General features: G+C 70.4%; 22 protein-coding genes. 13 read left to right on the plus strand and 9 right to left on the minus strand.

What is annotated here, in order from left to right:
• Nucleotides 1-296 precede the first annotated feature (296 nt).
• The 3 genes from LL648_RS11870 to LL648_RS11880 are packed head-to-tail and all read left to right on the plus strand — an operon-like array spanning nt 297 to nt 3,762.
• Nucleotides 297-1,097 (plus strand): hypothetical protein, encoded by an 801-nt coding sequence (locus LL648_RS11870; protein ID WP_232662554.1) that lies wholly within the window; start codon nt 297-299, stop codon nt 1,095-1,097.
• A gap of 5 nt (nt 1,098-1,102) precedes the next feature.
• Nucleotides 1,103-3,013 (plus strand): fumarate reductase/succinate dehydrogenase flavoprotein subunit, encoded by a 1,911-nt coding sequence (locus LL648_RS11875; protein WP_232662555.1) that lies wholly within the window; start codon nt 1,103-1,105, stop codon nt 3,011-3,013.
• On the plus strand, nt 3,010-3,762 hold the full coding sequence (locus tag LL648_RS11880; protein ID WP_232662556.1) for a succinate dehydrogenase/fumarate reductase iron-sulfur subunit: 753 nt from the start codon (nt 3,010-3,012) through the stop codon (nt 3,760-3,762). The genes LL648_RS11875 and LL648_RS11880 overlap by 4 nt, the downstream gene beginning before the upstream one ends.
• Nucleotides 3,763-3,866: 104 nt before the next feature.
• Here LL648_RS11880 and LL648_RS11885 read toward each other — a convergent pair whose 3' ends face one another.
• Nucleotides 3,867-4,139 (minus strand): hypothetical protein, encoded by a 273-nt coding sequence (locus LL648_RS11885; protein ID WP_232662557.1) that lies wholly within the window; start codon nt 4,137-4,139, stop codon nt 3,867-3,869.
• Between the two features lie 116 nt (nt 4,140-4,255).
• Here LL648_RS11885 and LL648_RS11890 point away from each other — a divergent pair, with 116 nt between their 5' ends.
• The 7 genes from LL648_RS11890 to LL648_RS45170 all read left to right on the plus strand — a co-directional run bounded on the left by LL648_RS11890 (nt 4,256) and on the right by LL648_RS45170 (nt 9,036).
• Nucleotides 4,256-5,023 carry a hypothetical protein gene (locus LL648_RS11890; RefSeq protein ID WP_232662558.1) on the plus strand — a complete coding sequence of 256 codons (768 nt, stop codon included), beginning with the start codon at nt 4,256-4,258 and terminating at the stop codon, nt 5,021-5,023.
• A 3-nt stretch (nt 5,024-5,026) separates the two neighbouring features.
• Nucleotides 5,027-5,512 carry a hypothetical protein gene (locus LL648_RS11895; RefSeq protein ID WP_232662559.1) on the plus strand — a complete coding sequence of 162 codons (486 nt, stop codon included), beginning with the start codon at nt 5,027-5,029 and terminating at the stop codon, nt 5,510-5,512.
• Entirely contained in the window at nt 5,509-6,030 is a 522-nt protein-coding gene (locus tag LL648_RS11900) for a hypothetical protein (RefSeq protein WP_232662560.1), read from the plus strand. Before LL648_RS11895 ends, LL648_RS11900 begins: the two co-directional genes overlap by 4 nt.
• Before the next feature lie 8 nt (nt 6,031-6,038).
• Nucleotides 6,039-6,185: a hypothetical protein gene (locus LL648_RS11905; protein ID WP_232662561.1), complete on the plus strand. Its 147-nt coding sequence runs from the start codon at nt 6,039-6,041 to the stop codon at nt 6,183-6,185.
• A 99-nt stretch (nt 6,186-6,284) separates the two neighbouring features.
• Complete coding sequence (locus LL648_RS11910) at nt 6,285-6,752, plus strand: hypothetical protein (RefSeq protein ID WP_232662562.1); 468 nt, start codon at nt 6,285-6,287, stop codon at nt 6,750-6,752.
• Nucleotides 6,749-7,075: a hypothetical protein gene (locus tag LL648_RS11915; RefSeq protein WP_232662563.1), complete on the plus strand. Its 327-nt coding sequence runs from the start codon at nt 6,749-6,751 to the stop codon at nt 7,073-7,075. Before LL648_RS11910 ends, LL648_RS11915 begins: the two co-directional genes overlap by 4 nt.
• A gap of 11 nt (nt 7,076-7,086) precedes the next feature.
• Nucleotides 7,087-9,036, plus strand: coding sequence for a S9 family peptidase (locus LL648_RS45170; RefSeq protein WP_232662564.1), 1,950 nt, complete (start codon nt 7,087-7,089; stop codon nt 9,034-9,036).
• 98 nt (nt 9,037-9,134) lie between these two features.
• Here LL648_RS45170 and LL648_RS11925 read toward each other — a convergent pair whose 3' ends face one another.
• The 5 genes from LL648_RS11925 to LL648_RS11945 all read right to left on the minus strand — a co-directional run bounded on the left by LL648_RS11925 (nt 9,135) and on the right by LL648_RS11945 (nt 12,760).
• Nucleotides 9,135-9,389 (minus strand): hypothetical protein, encoded by a 255-nt coding sequence (locus LL648_RS11925; protein ID WP_232662565.1) that lies wholly within the window; start codon nt 9,387-9,389, stop codon nt 9,135-9,137.
• A gap of 112 nt (nt 9,390-9,501) precedes the next feature.
• Nucleotides 9,502-10,380: an amino acid ABC transporter permease gene (locus LL648_RS11930; RefSeq protein ID WP_232662566.1), complete on the minus strand. Its 879-nt coding sequence runs from the start codon at nt 10,378-10,380 to the stop codon at nt 9,502-9,504.
• Complete coding sequence (locus tag LL648_RS11935) at nt 10,377-11,027, minus strand: amino acid ABC transporter permease (protein ID WP_232662567.1); 651 nt, start codon at nt 11,025-11,027, stop codon at nt 10,377-10,379. The genes LL648_RS11930 and LL648_RS11935 overlap by 4 nt, the downstream gene beginning before the upstream one ends.
• Before the next feature lie 73 nt (nt 11,028-11,100).
• A complete protein-coding gene (locus LL648_RS11940) occupies nt 11,101-11,997 on the minus strand; it encodes a glutamate ABC transporter substrate-binding protein (RefSeq protein ID WP_232662568.1) in 897 nt (298 codons plus the stop codon).
• Nucleotides 11,998-12,031: 34 nt separating this feature from the next.
• On the minus strand, nt 12,032-12,760 hold the full coding sequence (locus tag LL648_RS11945) for an amino acid ABC transporter ATP-binding protein (RefSeq protein WP_232662569.1): 729 nt from the start codon (nt 12,758-12,760) through the stop codon (nt 12,032-12,034).
• Nucleotides 12,761-12,898: 138 nt separating this feature from the next.
• On the opposite strand from LL648_RS11945, the gene LL648_RS11950 reads away from it, so the two are divergent.
• Together LL648_RS11950 and LL648_RS11955 are read left to right on the plus strand one after the other, a co-directional pair.
• Entirely contained in the window at nt 12,899-13,630 is a 732-nt protein-coding gene (locus LL648_RS11950) for a response regulator transcription factor (protein WP_232662570.1), read from the plus strand.
• 3 nt (nt 13,631-13,633) lie between these two features.
• Complete coding sequence (locus LL648_RS11955; protein ID WP_232662571.1) at nt 13,634-15,058, plus strand: sensor histidine kinase; 1,425 nt, start codon at nt 13,634-13,636, stop codon at nt 15,056-15,058.
• Here LL648_RS11955 and LL648_RS11960 read toward each other — a convergent pair.
• Entirely contained in the window at nt 15,045-15,434 is a 390-nt protein-coding gene (locus LL648_RS11960) for an ABA4-like family protein (protein WP_374112030.1), read from the minus strand. The two genes, LL648_RS11955 and LL648_RS11960, sit on opposite strands and share 14 nt — an antisense overlap.
• A gap of 75 nt (nt 15,435-15,509) precedes the next feature.
• Nucleotides 15,510-16,391, minus strand: coding sequence for a hypothetical protein (locus LL648_RS11965; RefSeq protein ID WP_232662573.1), 882 nt, complete (start codon nt 16,389-16,391; stop codon nt 15,510-15,512).
• A gap of 86 nt (nt 16,392-16,477) precedes the next feature.
• On the opposite strand from LL648_RS11965, the gene LL648_RS45175 reads away from it, so the two are divergent.
• Nucleotides 16,478-17,197 (plus strand): TetR/AcrR family transcriptional regulator, encoded by a 720-nt coding sequence (locus LL648_RS45175; RefSeq protein ID WP_232662574.1) that lies wholly within the window; start codon nt 16,478-16,480, stop codon nt 17,195-17,197.
• Between the two features lie 70 nt (nt 17,198-17,267).
• Here the strand turns inward: LL648_RS45175 and LL648_RS11975 are convergent, their stop codons facing one another.
• Nucleotides 17,268-18,254, minus strand: coding sequence for a TAXI family TRAP transporter solute-binding subunit (locus tag LL648_RS11975; protein ID WP_232662575.1), 987 nt, complete (start codon nt 18,252-18,254; stop codon nt 17,268-17,270).
• Nucleotides 18,255-18,327: the final 73 nt, after the last annotated feature.

Raw genomic sequence — 18,327 nt, forward strand, 5'->3', positions numbered from 1 at the left:
AGCGCCAATCCGGGCCGCCGCGACGGGTGCCGGGAAAGTGGCTTTCCCGGCGCGTGGGGCCGGGAAGGTGGCTTTCCCGGCAACGTGTGCGCTTCGCACCGATCTGGCTCGTCGGCGCCCCATCCCCGCCACCTGCGTGAATCGCGTCACCATTCGGAACCGTCTGTGACAGCCCGCGCGGCAGGGCGTCACGGATCCGTCGTAGGCTCCGCAAATCCAGATGTCCCGGTGCCGCGGCTTCTGCGGGAAGGCAGTTCCGCGGCGGCGGCACCGCAGAAGATTGAGGAACCCCTGACGTGTCATCCACCACAGACGCGTCCGCCGGCCGGGCGCAGATCACGGCGCGGACGCTACGGACGGACCGGTGGTGGCTGCCACCGCTGCTGAACTTCGCCGGGCTCGTCGCGTGGGTCGCCTACGCGACCGTGCGGGCGTTCCTGCAGAGGGATTACTTCGTCGCGGAGTACAACTACCTCACGCCGTTCTACTCGCCGTGCTTCTCCAACGGTTGCATCGAGGAGGCCGCGCACTTCGGCCGGTTCCTCCCCGACGTGTGGTTCCTGCCCTACGCGGCGCTGACGCTGCCGTTCCTGCTGTTCTTCCGGCTCACCTGCTACTACTACCGGAAGGCCTACTACCGGGCGTTCTGGCTGTCGCCGCCCGCGTGCGCCGTCGCGGAGCCGCACCGCAAGTACACCGGTGAGACGCGCTTCCCGCTGCTCGGGCAGAACCTGCACCGCTACTTCTTCTACGCCGCCGTGATCATCTCGGTGATCAACACGTACGACGCCGTCATCTCGTTCGTCAAGCACGACGGCAGCTTCGGGCTCGGCCTGGGCAACCTGATCCTGGTGGCCAACGTGGTGCTGCTCTGGGCGTACACGCTCTCCTGCCACTCGTGCCGCAGCATCATCGGCGGCCGGCTGAACCACTTCTCGAAGCACCCCGTCCGCTTCGCGCTCTGGGGCTACGTCTCGCGGCTCAACACGAAGCACATGCAGCTCGCGTGGACCACGCTCGCCTCACTGGCGATCACCGACTTCTACATCATGGCCGTCTCGGCCGGATGGTTCTCCGACCTGCGGATCGTGGGGTGAATCCAATGACGGAAACGATCGAGACTCACGAGTACGACGTCGTCGTGATCGGGGCCGGTGGCGCCGGGTTGCGCGCCGCGATCGAGGCGCGGGCGCAGGGCAAGCGCACCGCGATCATCTCGAAGTCGCTGTTCGGCAAGGCGCACACCGTGATGGCCGAGGGCGGCTGCGCGGCCGCGATGGGCAACGTCAACCCGAACGACAACTGGCAGGTCCACTACCGCGACACCATGCGCGGCGGGAAGTTCCTCAACAACTGGCGGATGGCGGAGCTGCACGCCAAGGAGGCGCCCGACCGCGTCTGGGAGCTGGAGACCTACGGTGCGCTGTTCGACCGCACCAAGGACGGCAAGATCAGCCAGCGCAACTTCGGCGGCCACTCCTATCCGCGCCTCGCGCACGTCGGCGACCGCACGGGCCTGGAGATGATCCGCACGCTCCAGCAGAAGATCGTCTCGCTGCAGCAGGAGGACTTCGCCGCGACCGGCGACTACGAGGACCGGATCAGGGTCTTCCACGAGACCACGATCACCGACCTGTTCACGTCGGACGGACGCATCGCCGGCGCGTTCGGCTACTACCGCGCCACCGGCGCTTTCGTCCGGTTCGACGCCCCCGCGGTCGTGCTCGCCACCGGCGGCATCGGCAAGAGCTACCAGGTGACGTCGAACTCGTGGGAGTACACGGGCGACGGCCACGCGCTCGCGCTGCGCGCCGGTGCCACGTTGATCAACATGGAGTTCCTGCAGTTCCACCCGACGGGCATGGTCTGGCCGCCCTCGGTGAAGGGGATCCTGGTCACGGAGTCGGTCCGCGGCGACGGCGGCGTGCTGCGCAACTCCGAAGGCAAGCGGTTCATGTTCGAGTACATCCCGGACGTGTTCAAGGAGCAGTACGCCACCACGGAGGAAGAGGGCGACCGCTGGTACACCGACGCCGACAACAACCGGCGCCCACCCGAGCTGCTGCCGCGTGACGAGGTCGCCCGTGCGATCAACTCCGAGGTCAAGGCCGGACGCGGCTCGCCGCACGGCGGCGTGTTCCTCGACATCGCATCGCGGCTCAAGCCCGAGGAGATCCAGAAGCGCCTCCCGTCGATGTACCACCAGTTCAAGGAGCTGGCCGACGTCGACATCACGAAGGAGCCGATGGAGGTCGGCCCGACCTGCCACTACGTCATGGGTGGCGTCGAGGTCGAGCCCGACACCGGCATGTCGAAGGTGCCCGGCCTGTTCGCCGCGGGCGAGTGCTCCGGCGGGATGCACGGCTCCAACCGGCTCGGCGGCAACTCGCTGTCCGACCTGATCGTGTTCGGCCGCCGTGCCGGCCTGGGCGCTGCCGAGTACATCGACGGCCTCGCTGCCCGGCCTGCCGTGAAGGAGGCGGACGTCGCGGTGGCGCAGGAGCGCGCGCTGCTGCCGTTCGCGAGCGCGGAGAAGGGTGGCGAGAACCCGTTCGTCGTGCAGCTCGAGCTGCAGAAGACGATGAACGAGCTGGTCGGCATCATCCGCAAGGCCGAGGAGATGGAGGCCGCGCTCAAGGCCCTGCAGGACATCGCGACGAAGGCGCGCACCGTCGGCGTCACCGGTGGGCGTGCGTTCAACCCCGGCTGGCACCTCGCGCTCGACCTGCGCAACATGCTGCTGGTCTCGCTGTGCGTCGCGAAGGCGGCGCTGGAGCGGCAGGAGAGCCGTGGCGGGCACACCCGCGACGACTTCCCGGTGATGGACTCGGACTGGCGGCACGTCCTGCTGGTGCTCTCCGCGCTCGGCGAGGACGACGTGAACCTCGTCCGGCAGGAGCAGGTGCCGATGCGGCCGGAGCTGCTCGACCTGTTCGAGATGGACGAGCTGAAGAAGTACTACACAGGTGATGAGCTGGGCGGGCACCGCGCGGACCAGGGAGCGAAGGCATGACGCACGACCAGGTGTTCCGCGTGTGGCGGGGCGACTCCGTGGACGGGGAACTGATCGACTACCCGGTCGCGGTGAACGAGGGCGAGGTCGTCCTCGACATCATCCACCGGCTCCAGCAGACCGAGCCCGACCTCGCGGTCCGCTGGAACTGCAAGGCCGGCAAGTGCGGCTCCTGCAGCATGGAGATCAACGGGCGGCCGCGTCTCGCGTGCATGACCCGGATGAGCACGTTCGACGAGACCGAGACCATCACGATCACCCCGCTGCGGACGTTCCCGCTGGTCCGCGACCTCGTCACGGACGTCTCGTTCAACTACGAGAAGGCCCGTGAGGTGCCGAGCTTCGCGCCGCCCGCGGACCTCGGCCCCGGCGAGTACCGGATGCAGCAGGTCGACGTGGAGCGGAGCCAGGAGTTCCGCAAGTGCATCGAGTGCTACCTCTGCCAGAACACCTGCCACGTCGTGCGTGACCACGAGGAGAACAAGGAGAGCTTCTCCGGCCCGCGCTACCTGATGCGGATCGCGGAGCTCGACATGCACCCCCTCGACGTCGCCGACCGGCAGAAGGAGGCGCAGGAGGAGCACGGGTTGGGCTTCTGCAACATCACGAAGTGCTGCACCGAGGTCTGCCCCGAGCACATCAAGATCACCGACAACGCCCTCATCCCGCTGAAGGAGCGTGTCGTCGACCGCAAGTACGACCCGCTCGTATGGCTCGGCAGCAAGATCTTCAAGCGCGCCGGGGCGTAGGGGAGGGCAGGAAAGCCACTTTCCTGCCCTGTGAGGGCCGGAAAGTGGCTTTGCTGCCCTAGCGTGCGGAACGCACGCACACGTTCGTTCGGCCGGCTGGCCCGTCAGCCGAGCGAGCGGCGGATCTCGTCCAGCTTCGCCTTCGCCGCCCGCTCCCGCTCGGCCTCCTGCTCGGCGACCGTGCGGCCCTGGGTCGTCTCGTCGGCGAGCTCCTGCGTGCCGATGCTCGTCGCGTACCGGCCCTCGATCTTGTCGCGGACGAAGTCGAAGCTCGGGACGCCGTGATCGTCGTAGTCCGGGTCGGGCACGGCCGGGGGCGGCGGCGCGACGGGGTCCGGGACGATCTCCGCGTCGATCGGCTCGTTCGGGTCAGGCATGTGCGCCACGGTACGCGCCACCCGTTCGGCCCATCCCGATTTGACAACCAGGCGTGACCACCGCTCACCCGTCTCGTTGATCCGACCAGAGCGTGCCTTCACCCGGGGGGATGACGATGGTCTCAGCTGTTCCGTCGGCGCGACCGGCGCAACAGGCCGACGTCGAGCGGGTCGCCCCATCGGGGGCGAAAGTGCGGCTGGCTGTTCCGTCGGAGCTCGGCACCCATTCGTGGTACGCGAACACCCGGTTCAGCGGGCCGCGGCTGTCGCGCCAGTTCTTCTTCGCGCCGCTCGGCGAGCACCAGGCCATCCCGAAGCACCTGCTGCCCGGCGCCCGCGAGTACCGCCAGCAGATGCGCGGCTACGACGCGATCGTCTTCGAGGCCGTCGACCGGTCCGACTCGGCGCTCGTGCTCGCCGGTCCGCACCACGAAGCGACGACGTGGTTCGCGGGGCCCGCGCCCGATCCGGCCGGCCTCGACGCGCTGCTCGCGACGTTCCGCTTCACCGACTCGCTGAAGGGTGCAACGCTCGCGCCGGTGTCGAACCTGCTGGTCAAGCAGACCGACGTGTCGCTGATCGGCAAGAGCGCCGTCTCGATGCTCGTCGTCAAGAAGGCGACGGACGTCTTCGGTGTGCTGCCGGACTGGGCCGGTCTCGTCCTGCCCGACGGTGAGCTGTGGCGCGCCACCCGCGTGCTGGGCGCGGCCGCTGCGGCAGCCGTGAAGGGCACGCCGCACGAGTGGCGCTACCTCATCGCGAACGCCTCGACCGTGATGGACGTCGTGCTGCTCGGCCCCGAGTCGGGGCGCCCGCGCTCCGCGCTGGCCGACTCGCAGGTCGTCGAGGCGCTCTCCGGCCTCGTCGGCCGCTGGGTGGTCTGAGCGGTGTCGCTCGCGCTCGCCGTTGCACTGCTCGCACTGCTGGTGGCGCTGTTCGCGCTGGTGGCGCTGGTCGCCGTCTACGCACGGGTGAAGGCGCTCGAAGCCGGACGGGCCGCTGACCTCTCCGGGTACGCGTCACTGGTGGGCCGTCTCGCGCCGCTGTCGGTGCGGCCCGGTACCGGCCAGCGCGCCGGCGTCGTCGCGGTGCTCGACGCCGACTGCGCGCTCTGCCACGCCGTCTGGGCGGCGCTCGCGACCGCACCGGACGTGCGGGCCGTCGCGGTGCTGGACCGGCCGGCCGCGCTGGGGGACGGGCCCGCGGAGCTGCTCGTCGACCTCGACACCCGCATCGCGCTCTTCGAGGGCTACGCGCCCACCCTGCTCGGGCTCGACGCCGCGGGCGTCGTCACCCAGCGGGTGTTCGTCTACGCCGACACCGACCTCGCCGCCACGATCTCCCGCCTGACCGGAGCAGAGGTGACCACATGATCAGCCTCGACGACATCCCGACCGCGTTCGAGCCGCCCGCCGACGCGCGTCCGAGCGGGGTCGTAGCCATGATCCGTTCGATCCGGCCGAGCCGTCGGGCGGTGCTGCGCGGGCTGGTCGTCGGTGCGGCGGCCGCCGCGCTCGTGCCGATCGACTGGTACCTCACCCGAAGGGCTGCCGCCGCGGCGCCCGGTCCCAGCGACGAGTACCTGACCTGCCCCAAGGACTATGACGAGGAAGCGACCAACTGGCCGCGCGGCGGCCCGGCCGTGTGCGCGGGCGGCTGGCGGCGCGGCACCTTCCCCTGCTCGGGCGGCTACCACATCGAGGGCAGCCACTACGAGGAAGGCGCCGGCTACGAGTCGATGCGGGTGACCACCGACTGCCACGGCCGCAACGCGTGGCGCTGGAAGGGCTACCGCTGCTCCGACGCCGTCACCAACGCCGCGTTCACCGACGGGCTGGAGTACCACGGAGTGACGATCGCGATCTGCTCGTTGCCGAGCGGCGCGGAGTAGATCGAGGGATGCGGCAGCTCGGGCGCGCGACGCTGCACCCGCTCGTCCCCGTTGCCGTGCTCGCGCTGGCGCTGCTGCCGGCCTGGACGTCCACGGCGCTGCTCGCTGCCGTCGCGGGCGCGGCCGCCGGGTACGCCAACTCCGGCAGCACTTGAAGCCACAACTCGGCGTTCCTGCTGAGCGCGTCGGTCTGGCGCGCACGTCCCGTACTCCGCTTCTTCGGCGCAGGACTGCTGCTGGGGGCGGAGCTGGTTGTGTTCGCCGCGGCGGCGTTGGGTGCGTTGCCGCAGCTGCTCGTCCCCGCACCCGTGCGCTGGGCGGTGTTCGGGGCGGCTGCGCTGGCCGTGCTGCTGCGGGAGACGGGGGTGGCGCGGTTCCCCGTGCCGGAGAACGCCCGGCTCGTCACCGAGGACGTGCAGCACCTGCGCGAATGGGGTGCGCTGCAGTTCGGGTTCGAGATGGGCACCGGCATGCGCACGTACTCGCCGTCGGCGCTGCCGCACCTCGCCCTGCTGGCGGTCCTGCTGGTCGTGCCGTTCCCCGCGGCGTTCGCGCTGGGCGCCGGGTTCGCGGTGGGCCGGCTGGTGATGCCGCTGATGTCGAACGCGTGGAGCGACGACGGCTCGTGGACCGAGCTCTGGGCGCGGTGGGACGCGGTGGCGCGCCCGTTGCTCGCACTGGTCGCGGTGGCCGCGTTCGGGCTTGGCATGCTGCCCGCATGAGGTGGACCGAGGTGATCGTGATCTACGACGTCGGGTGCCCGTCGTGCTCGCGGATCGCGCGCGAGCTGCCCGAGCTGGTGAAGGTGCCGGTGACCGTCCGGTCGTGCCGCGATCCGCAGCTGGCCGCATACCCGGGGCTGAGCGCCGCGGTGCGGGCCTGCACGACGCCCGCGCTGGGAATGGTGCGTGCACGAGGAACGGTCCGCTGGTGGCTCGGGCTCAGCGGCGCGGTCGGGGTGCTGCCGGTCGTGCGCCCGCGGGCGCTGAAGGAAGCGGTCGGTCTGGTCTGGGCGGCGTTCCGGACCGCGCGCATGCACCAGTAGCGTGACCACATGTGACTAGCGCCCCTTTCGGTTCGTGGCCGACGCCGATCACCTCGGAGCTCGTTGTCGCATCCGCCGTCCGGCTCTCGGAGCTGCGGGTCGACGGAGCCGACGTCGTCTGGTCGGAGGGCCGTCCGGACGAGGGCGGCCGCACCCAGCTCGTGCGCCGCGCACCCGACGGCACCCTGACCGAGCTGCTGCCCGAGGGGATGAACGCGCGCAGCGCCGTGCATGAGTACGGCGGAGCGGGCTGGTGGGTGCGCGACGGCATTACGTGGTTCGCCGAGTGGGCCGACCAGCGGCTCTACCGGATCGGCCCCGACGGCGCGCCGGCCGCGATCACCCCTGAGTCGGCGGAGCCGCGGGCCGACCGCTACGCCGACGGGGACGTCTCGCCCGACGGTGCCACGATCGTCTGCGTCCGCGAGCACCACGACGGGCCGACCGCGCGGGAGGTGCGCAACGAGATCGTGCGGATCGCCGCCCACGCGGAATCGACGCCGGAGGTGCTCGTCAGCGGCCCCGACTTCGTCGCGGCGCCGCGGTTGAGCCCCGACGGTACGAAGCTGGCGTGGATCCAGTGGGACCACCCGTCGATGCCGTGGGACGCGACCGAGCTCGTCGTGCAGGACCTCGAGACCGGCGAGCGGACCGTCGTAGCGGGCGGGCGCGACGAGTCCGTCTCCGAGCCGCGGTGGCAGCCCGATGGCTCGCTGTGGTTCATCAGCGACCGCACCGACTGGTGGAACTTGTACCGCTGGGCGTCCGGCTCGGACATCGCCGCCATGGTGCGGATCGACGCGGAGATCGGTGTGCCGCCCTGGCAGTTCGGCACTGCGCGGTACGCGGTGCGGCCCGACGGCAGCGTCGTGTTCGCACGGCAACGCGACGGCTACGGCGGCCTCGGGATGCGCCGGGGCGACGGCACGGTGAGCGATCTCGACCTGCCGTTCTCCGCGATCAGCGCAGTGCGCACCGACGCGTCCGGTGCCGTGCTCGTCGTCGCCGGCAGCCCGACCGCGGAGGCGGGTGTGCACCTCGTCGACCCGGAGACGCTCGCGGTGACGACGCTGCGCCCGCCGCGTGACCTGCGTGTCGACCCCGGCTACGTCTCGGTGCCGGAACACGTCTCGTTCCCGTCGGTCGACGGGCAGGGCGCCCAGCGCACGGCACACGCGCTCGTCTACGCCCCGGCCAACCCCGACCGCACCGGACCGGAGGGCGAGCTGCCCCCGCTCATCGTGATGATCCACGGCGGGCCGACGGCAGCGGCGTCATCCGCGTTCAGCGTCGCAGTGCAGTACTGGACGAGCCGCGGCTTCGCCGTCGCCGACGTGAACTACGGCGGCTCCACCGGGTACGGCCGTGCCTACCGCGAGCAGCTGCGCGGGAACTGGGGAGTGGTCGACGTCGCCGACTGCATGGCGGCGGCGAGCTGGCTGGCCCGCCGCGGGCGGGTCGACGCCACCCGCATGGCGATCACGGGCGGCTCGGCCGGCGGCTACACCGCGCTCGCGGCCCTGGCCAGCGTCGACACCCCGTTCGCCACGGGCGGCAGCCACTACGGCATCGCCGACCTGGAGGCGATCGCCGCGGAGTCGCACAAGTTCGAGAGCCGCTACACCGACCAGCTCGTCGGCCCCTACCCGGAGGCGCGCGACCTGTACGTCGAGCGCTCGCCGATCCACCACGTCGACCGCTTCACCCGCCCCCTCATCGTGCTGCAGGGCAGCGAGGACAAGGTCGTGCCGCCCAACCAGAGCGAGATGATCGTCGACGCGCTGCGCGCCCGCGGCATGCCCGTCGCGTACCTGCTCTTCGAGGGCGAGCAGCACGGCTTCCGGCGCGCCGAGAACATCCGCGCGGCGCTCGACGCGGAGCTGAGCTTCTACGCGCAGGTGTTCGGGTTCGACCTGCCGGCGGGGGAGGGCATCGAGCCGGTGGTGGTGGAGAACCTCTGATCAGGGCAGGTCGAGTCGGGACGTCAGGAAAGCCACTTTCATGCAACCACGTTGCATGAATGTGGCTTTCCTGACCCTTCCAGCGACCGCTGAGAGCATCACCTGCCCAGCAGATGGTTGACGAGCCGCTGGTAGTGCAGGTGCTCGGCGGCGTTGCCGCCCTCGGTGACCCACTCCATCGTCAGCGGCTGGATCAGGTCGTGCCGGCCGCGGGAGCGCAGGAACTCCTCGACGGTGCGGATGCGGGCGATGGCGGCGTCCATGCCGGGGTTGTCGTGCTCCGCGCGTGAGTGGTGGTGCGCGGCCGCCGCGTTCCGGTGTGCCTGGACGGCAGCCTCGATGGTGTCGAACATGCGTTCGAGTCTGCGCCGACCGGGGAGTGCTGCCAACCCGCCGATCAGGGCATATGCACGAACGGCGCCCCCGACCACTGGCCGTGAGCGCCGTTCGGACGGACCGGTGCGGTCAGCCGCCGCCGGCTGCGCCCGTGTCGACGAGCGTCGGGTCGGCCGGCGCCGCGGCCGTCTTGCGGGCACGCGACGACCGCCGCTCGACGTACTCCGCCAGCTTGCCCAGCGCGAAGTTGACGACGATGAAGATCAGCGCGACGACCAGGTAGGTCTGGATCGGGTTCCGGGTCGTCTGGATGATGATGTTCGCCGTCCGGACGAACTCCTCGTAGCTGATGATGAAGCCCAGCGACGTGTCCTTCACGATGACGACGAGCTGGCTGATCAGCGCCGGCAGCATCACGCGGAACGCCTGCGGCAGCAGGATCGACGAGAGCACCTGCCAGCGGGTGAGCCCGACGGAGTAACCCGCTTCCGCCTGGCCGCGCGGGAGCGAGGCGATACCCGCCCTGATGATCTCCGCGATGATCACGGAGTTGTAGGCCGTGAGGCCGATCACCAGGTACCAGAAGATCGGCAGGGAGACGCCGAACTCGGGCAGCACGCGGGAGGCGAAGAAGATCGCGATGACGACCGGGACGCCCCGCAGGAACTCGATCACCCCGACGACGAGCCAGCGGTAGTACTTGTTCGCCGTGACCCGGGTGACCGTGAACGCGGTACCGATGACCAGCGAGAGCACCAGCGTCACGGCCGCTGCGAGCAGCGTGGCGACCAGCGCGTTCCCCAGCAGGGTCCAGATGGCTGCGAAGTACTGGTGGAACGGGTTGAAGAGCGGTCCCCACCGGTCGGCCGTGAACTGCCCCTGCGCGGCGAGCCGGAGCGCGACGACCACGACGACCGCGAGGATGATCACTCCCGCGACGATGCTCGAGATCATCGTCCGCCGGCGGGCCGCCGGGCCTGGAGCGTCGTAAAGAACAGATGCGGTCATCGGGCCACCGCCAGCTTCCGCTCGAGAACACCCAGCAGGATGCCGCCGGGAATGGTCAGTACGAGATATCCGAGCATGACGCCGAAGAGCACCCCGGCGGCCGAGTAGCCCTGCGCCGAGGTGAGCTGGACGCCGTTGGCGAACAGGTCGCCGCCGATGCCGAACGCGCCCGCGATCGCGGAGTTCTTGATCATGGCGATCAGCACGCTGCCCAGCGGCGGGATGACCGTGCGGAAGGCCTGCGGCAGCACGATGAGCGACAGCGACTGGCCGAACGTCAGCCCGACGGCGCGAGCTGCCTCGGCCTGCCCGGCCGACACCGAGTTGATGCCACTGCGGATGGCCTCGCAGACGAACGCGGAGGTGTAGAGCACCAGCCCGAGCACGCCGAACACGAAGTAGGAGCTGTTGACGCCGATCTCGGGGAGCCCGAACGCGGTGGCGAACAGGACGACGGCCAGTGGGGTGTTGCGGAAGACCGTCACCCAGCCGGTGCCGACGAGGCGCAACGGCGGGACCGGCGACACCCGGAAGGCCGCGATGATCGTTCCGAGGATGATCGACAAGACCCCGGCGATGAGCACGAGCCTCAGCGTGGTCAGGAACCCTGACACGTAGAGCGGGAACTGCTCGATGATGACGCCCACGACACCTCTTTCGGGGGAGCGGAGACCGATGGGGTGCCGATCCGTGCGGACCGGCACCCCATCGGGTTCGAGATCAGCTGCAGGTGCCGGCTGCGGGCAGCGGCGGAACGTCCGGCGAGACCTTGGCGAGGGTGGAGTCCCAAGCGGCCTTGTAGCTGCCGTCGGCCTCCGCCTCCTTCAGGGTCTTGTTGACGAACTCGCAGAACTTGACGTCGCCCTTCTTGACGCCGATGCCGTACGGCTCCTCGGTGAACTTCTTGTTCACCAGCTTGAAGGCGCCGCTGGAGTTCTCGATCAGGCCGGTGAGGATGACGTTGTCGGTGGTGACGACGTCGACCTGGCCGGTGCGCAGCGCGTCGGCGCACTTGGAGTACACGTCGAACAGCGTCAGGTTCGCCGGGTCGATGTACTGCTTGATCTTCTCCGACGGCGTCGAGCCCGAGACCGAGCAGACCTTGGCGTTGGCGGCCTTGAGCGACTCGGGGCCGGTGATGGTCGTGTTGTCGCTCTTGACCATCAGGTCCTGACCGGCGACGTAGTACGGGCCGGCGAAGGTGATGCGCTCCTTGCGCTTGTCGTTGATCGTGTAGGTGGCGACGACCATGTCGACGCGGTCCTGCTCGATCACCTCCTCGCGCACGGCGGAGGGTGCCTCGGTGTAGGAGATCTTGTCGGCCGGGATGCCGAGCTTGGCCGCGATGATCTTGGCGATCTCGACGTCGAAGCCGGCGGGCTTCCCGTCGAGCCCCTTGAGGCCGAAGAGCGGCTGGTCGAACTTGGTGCCCAGACGCAGGGCCTGCGCCTTGTTCAGCTTCTCCATGGTGGTGCCGGCCTCGAAGCTGGCGCCCTGCGCGACCGATGGAGCGGCACCCGACGAGCCGAGCGACGGCGACTGGCCGCCACACGCGGTCGCGGTGAGCACCGCGGCAGCCGCGACCGCGGCAACCTTGGCGAAATGGGAGAGACGCATGATGGTGCGGGTCCTTCCGACAGAGCGGATATCGCTAGTGGGTGAGGATCTTGCCGAGGAAGTCCTTGGCGCGGTCGGATGTCGGGTTCGAGAAGAACGTGTCGGGGCTGGCATCCTCGACGATCTCGCCGTCGGCCATGAACACCACGCGGTTCGCGGCGCGTCGGGCGAAGCCCATCTCGTGGGTCACCACGAGCATGGTCATGCCCTCCTTGGCCAGGGTGGTCATCACGTCGAGGACCTCTTGGACCATTTCGGGGTCGAGTGCCGAGGTGGGCTCGTCGAAGAGCATCACCTTCGGCTTCATCGCGAGCGCGCGGGCGATCGCCGCGCGCTGCTGCTGCCCGCCCGAGAGCTGGGCGGGGTACTTGTCCTTCTGGTTGGCGATCCCGACGCGTTCGAGCAGGGCGAGGCCGTGGGTCTGCGCCTCGCCCTTCGGCATCCGCCGCACCTTGATGGGCGCGAGCGTGACGTTCTCGAGGATCGTCTTGTGCGCGAACAGGTTGAAGCTCTGGAACACCATCCCGACGTCGGCACGCAGGCCGGCGAGCGCCTTGCCCTCCTCCGGCAGCTCCTTGCCGTCGACCTCGATCACGCCGGTGTCGATCGGCTCCAGCCGGTTGATCGTCCGGCAGAGCGTGGACTTCCCCGACCCCGAGGGGCCGAGAACCACCACGACCTGGCCTGCGTCGACTTCCAGGTTGATGTCGCGAAGGACGTGCAGATCGCCGAAGTGCTTGTCGACCGCAGCCATTCGGATCATGGGCGTGCTAGAACGGGTCATCGCGGGCCTCCGGGCATGGCGGGACGCTAGGGCTGATCTCGTGCCTCAGTCCAGCACCTTGAGCAACCCATAGGGTTGCGCTCCTATAACGGCCGCCGAACACGGAAGGTGGGGGACGTGCACATCCTGCTGGTCGAGGACGACGATCGTATCGCCGCAGCGCTGCGACCAGCACTGCACCGCCACGGGATGACGACGACCCGGCTCGCCCGTGGCAAGGGCGTCGTCGACCACCTGACGGACGTCGACGTGGTGCTGCTCGACCTCGGGCTGCCCGACATCGACGGTGTCGACGTCTGCCGCGCCATCCGCGAGACCAGCGAGGTGCCCGTCATCGTCGTCTCGGCGCGCGGCGAGGTCGACGACCGCATCCTCGGGCTGCACTCCGGCGCCGACGACTACCTCGTGAAGCCCTACGACATCGGCGAGCTGGTCGCCAGGGTGCACGCGGTGTACCGGCGCCGGCGGATCGGGACGCAGGCCGCCGGCACCGGGCCGGGTGACGTCGTCGTCCTCGACGAGGTGACGATCGACCTGCACCGCCACATCGTCACCGTCGGGGACCGGCCCGTGACGCTCACGCGCAAGGAGTTCCAGGTGCTCGCGCTCCTGGCCAGCTCCGGCGGCGCGGTGTGCACCCGCAACCGGATCGTCGCCGAGGTGTGGGGCCGCACCTGGGCGGGCGCGAACCGGACGCTCGACGTGCACGTCGCCACCCTGCGCACCAAGCTGGGCAGGGCCGATCTCGTGCAGACGGTGCGGGGTGTCGGCTACCGCCTCGGCCTCCCGGAGACCCCGGTCGCGCCTGATCCTGGGCCTGATCCCGGGCCCGGCCCCGACGGGGAGTAGGTCGTGCGCGCCAGGCTGCTCGTGATCGTGCTGTTCCTGGTCGGCATGCTGGCCGCCGGGCTCGGCGTGCCGCTCGCGTGGCAGAGCGCCCAGAACGCCCAACTGGAGCTGTACACCGACCGGCTCTCCGACACCATCTTCTTCGCGTCGATCGCGGAGCGGCCGCTGACGGAGGCGAAGCCGACGGGCTTGGAGGAGGAGCTGGCGCGCTACGACATGACCTACGGCATCTCCGTGATGATCCTCGACTCGCGCGGACAGCTCTTCGCCGCTTCCCGCAACCCCGCACCCGTGCTGGACGAGGACGGGCTCCGCCGGGTGCAGGTCGCGATGGCCGCACGCCCGTCGCCGTCGTACCCGCTGCTCATGCCGTGGGACACCCGGCCGATGGTGCTGGCGCAGGTCGTGCTCGACGACACGACCGTGCGCGGGGTTGCGGTGACCGTCTCGCCGACGGACGACCTGCACCGCGACGAGGTCGGGGTTTGGCTGCTCATCGCGGCGGCAGGGGCGCTGGCGCTCGGGCTGGCGGTGCTCGTCGCGCTGCCGATCGTGCGCTGGATCCTGCGGCCCGTGCGACGGCTCGACGAGGGCACTGGTCGGGTCGCGGCGGCCGTGCTCGCGGGCGCCGAGCCGGACCGGGTCTCCGACGGCTCCGGCCCGCCCGAGCTGCGCCGTCTCACGCTGTCGTTCGACCGCATGGCCGAGACGGTGGCGCAGGCGTACACGGCCCAACGCGCGTTCGTCGCCGACGCGAGCCACCAGCTGCGCAATCCGCTGACGGCGCTGCGGCTGCGGCTGTCCAACCTCGAAGAGCACATCGACGAGGCCGGCTCGGAGGACCACATCGCGGCGCTGGAGGAGGCCGACCGGCTCTCCACGCTGCTCGACGGGCTGCTTGCGCTCGCTCGCGCCGAGCGCACATCGCCGCTGGTCGCGGTCGACGTCGACGCCGGCGTGGAAGACCGCATCGACGCCTGGCGACCGCTCGCGGAGCACACGGGGCTGCAGCTGGTGCGGGAAGGGGAGACGGGTCTGACGGTCTCGGCGACAGCGGGCGCGATCGATACCGTGCTCGACGCCGTGCTCGACAACGCGGTGAAGTTCTCCCCCGACGGCGGCGCGATCACCGTCCGGACATCGGTGGCCGGCCGGTTCGTGGAGATCGCCGTCCGGGACACCGGGCCGGGGATCCCCGCCGACGAGCTGGACCGCGCGACCGACCGCTTCTGGCGCAGCCCCGCCCAGATCAACGTCGAGGGCTCGGGGCTGGGGCTGGCCATCGCGGCGCGCACCGTCGAGCTGGCCGGCGGCGAGCTGGCGCTCGACTCACCGCCGGGTGGCGGGCTCCAGGTGACGGCGCGCCTGCTCCACGTCGCCGTCGACAACGACGTTGTGGCTGAGTTCCGGGCCGCTAAGCAGCCATAGCGTCGTTGTGGACGGTGCGGGTGCGGGTCACCGTGCGGATGATCAGGTAGGCGAGCAGGCCCAGTGGTGCGAGCATGATCGTCAGCACCAGAACGGGCGCCATCACCAGCGGGTGGATGCCGCGTTCGCGGGCCTCCAGGTACATCCACCTGCCGACGAACAGGTCGAAGCCGATGAAGTGCGCCCAGCCGGCCGCGGCGCCGACCGGGGTCGCCAGCAGCGCGGCGACGCCTGCGGGCGTCGGTTGCGCCACCGCCGCGAGCACCTCGCCGAACTGCGGGATGACGGCGAGCGCGTACACGAGCAGCGGCGGGACGACGATGAACGGCGAGCCGATGATGCGCCGCGTCACCGACCACGTCGGCGCGACGATCATGAGCAGCCAGAACGGTGCCGCCAGTGGGAACGCGATCGTGAAGAGGACGTCGGGGTTCACAGGGGTTCTCTCCGTTCAGGACGTGATGCGGGACGGGTTGGGCCGCAGGGCCACCGACAGCCCAACCGCAACCGCGACGGCCAGCGCGGCGGCGACGGCCAGTGTCGTGGCCGAGGGGGCGAACAGCGGTTCGGCGCGCAGCGCCTGCCAGGTGAGCAGTGCTGTGAGGCCGAGGTAGCCGGCGGCCACGACCCGGACGACGCGCACCCGCGCGTCCTCGGTCAGGCGCGTCCCTGCCGCGGCCAGCCCGGCTGCGAGCAGCGGGAGCAGCTGCAAGGCGTGCATCCCGATGAAGTGCGCGACCCGCAGGTCGCCGCCGGTGGTGCTCCAGCCGAGCAGCGGCAGGCCGGGACCGCCGTCCGGTAGGCCGACGGCGTGGGCGTCGCCGAACGACATCAGGACGCCGACGGTCATCCCGGCGAGCGAAACGATGATCCCGAGCCGGATCGCGACCGTCGCGGCGCGGTCGCGCGCCGGTTCGCGGAAGAACCGCAGCGCGATCGCCAGCGTGGCCAGCCAGAGGATCGCGACGGTCACACCCATGAGTGCGTAGAGGGAGACGCCGAGCACGTCGTCGTCGTTGAAGTGGCTGCGCACGCCGCGGGCCGCCTGGAAGACGATGATCACCAGCTCGACGACCGACGCAACGACGGCCACCCAGCCCACCCGGCGCATGGCCGGCACGCGCAGCTGGCCGAGCATCCAGGCCAGCGCGGCGCCGTAGAGCACGAAGGAGAGCGCGAACTTCAACGGCTTGAACCACAGCGGCGCGCCGAGCAGCGTGCGGTGGTCGACCGCGGCCAGCCCCACCAGCACGACGGCCAGCGCCGCGCTGCCCACCGCGAGCCAGAACAGCCCCGGATGTCCTCGCCGAGCATCCGCGATCACGGTCTGCATCGCCGTCCCCCTGTCTGACAGTGTTAGCCTATGCGAACGGCGTCAGTATCAGGGCAGTAGACTAACAGTGTCAAGGAAGGCGATCGGTGTCAGTCGAAGGATCGGTGCGGGACCGCAGGCGGGCGGAGACGATCCGCGAGATCAAGGACGCCGCGCTCACCCAGCTGGACGAGACGGGCGCAGCATCGCTCTCGCTGCGGGCCGTCGCGCGGGCCATCGGGATGACCGTGCAATCGCTGTACCACTACTTCGACAGCCGCGACGCCCTGCTCGCCGCGCTGCTCGTCGACGCGCACAACCAGCTCGCCGACGCCGTCCGCGCCGCAGCCGACGCGACCGCGGGGGAGACCCCGCTGGCGCGCAGGCTCGCCACTACGGGCGCGTTCCGCGAGTGGGCGATCGCCAACCGCTCGGCGTTCCTCCTGATCTACGGCACGCCGGTGCCCGGGTTCGACCCGGAGGTGCACGAGGTGCCGTCGCAGGCAGCGGTCCGGCTCGCCGTCCCGTTCGCCGAGGCGGTGTTCTCCGGCTGGACAGCAGCGGAGATCGCCGACATGCCGTTGCCGCCCGGCGGCACGAACCTGGGCGACGTCGCCATCCCCGAGGTGCCGATGCCGCTGTCACCGGGCGCGTTGGCGCTCTTCATCGAGATGCGCGGGCTGATGCACGGGCTGGTCATGCTGGAGCTGATCGGGCACCTGCAGCCGTTCACCCAGGTCGGCGCGGAGTTCTTCACGGCATCGATGCACCGCATGTCGGAGATGATCGACTCGCTCAAGCCGACACCGAAGCCGCTGACAGGCTGACGAACTTCCCCACCGTTTTGGGTGGATGCGCGCCCGCAGAGCGCGCATCCACCCAAAACGATGGGGAGATTCAGTTGCTCTTGGCCTCGCGGAAGTAGCGTTCGGCGCCCGCGTGCAGGGCGACGGGTTGGGTGCCGATCGCGGCCCGCAGGTCGATCGTCAGCGCCGCCGGGCTCGCGCGGGCGAGCCGTTCCTGCGCCGCGAACACCGTCTCGACGAGCGCGTAGGCGAGGTCGGCCGACATGTCGGCCGGCACGAGCAGGAAGTTGCGAACCAGCACGGTCTTGATCGGCGTGGTCAGCCCGTACATCGCCGCCGGGACCGTGCCCGGCGCGTAGACGGGGAAGGCGTTGCGGACGTCCTTCAGCAGGTCGTCCGGTTCCAGGTCGAGGAGCCGGATGGGTTTCTCCATCGCCAGCTCGGTGACCCCGCTGGTCGGCAGCCCGCCCGTCCAGAAGAACGCGTCGACGGAGCCCTCGCGCAACGCGTTCACCGATTCGTTGATGCTGAGGTACTCGGTCTGCAGATCGGTCTCCGGGGAGATGCCGGCCACCTGCAGCAGCCGCCGCGCCACGAACTCGACGCCCGAGTCGCGCGCCCCGATCGAGACCTTCCGCCCGCGCAGGTCGCGCAGGGTCCTGATCGGCGACTCGGCGGGCACCACGACCTGCACGAACTCGTCGTAGACCCGGCAGAGGGCCCGCGGCGAGCGCGGGTCGCCCGGCGCGATTCGCTGGAGCTGGTCGGCCGCGGCGTCGACCTGGCAGAAGGCGACGTCGGCCGCGCCGGTCGCCAGCAATTGCAGGTTCTCGACCGACCCCGCCGTCGAGCGCACCACCGGCGGGGTGAGCAGGTCGAGCCGTTGCTGGTACTCCACGGCGAGCGCCGTGCCCAGCGCGAAGTAGACGCCCTGCGTCCCGCCGGTCGCGAGGGTGAGCCGCACGTCGCGGAACGGTGCCGAGCACGCGGAGAGCGTCGGGAGTGCGCCGAGCACCCCGAGCGCACCGAGCCCACGCAGAACCGTGCGCCGGTCGACGGCTGCGCGTCCCCCGGTCATGCTCGGCATCCTGCCGTGCCGGCCCGTCCCGGTCGACCCAGCCGGCGCGACGGCGTGGCAGAAGGCCTACCCT

Source organism: Pseudonocardia sp. TRM90224 (assembly GCF_021245725.1).
Lineage (GTDB): Bacteria > Actinomycetota > Actinomycetes > Mycobacteriales > Pseudonocardiaceae > Pseudonocardia.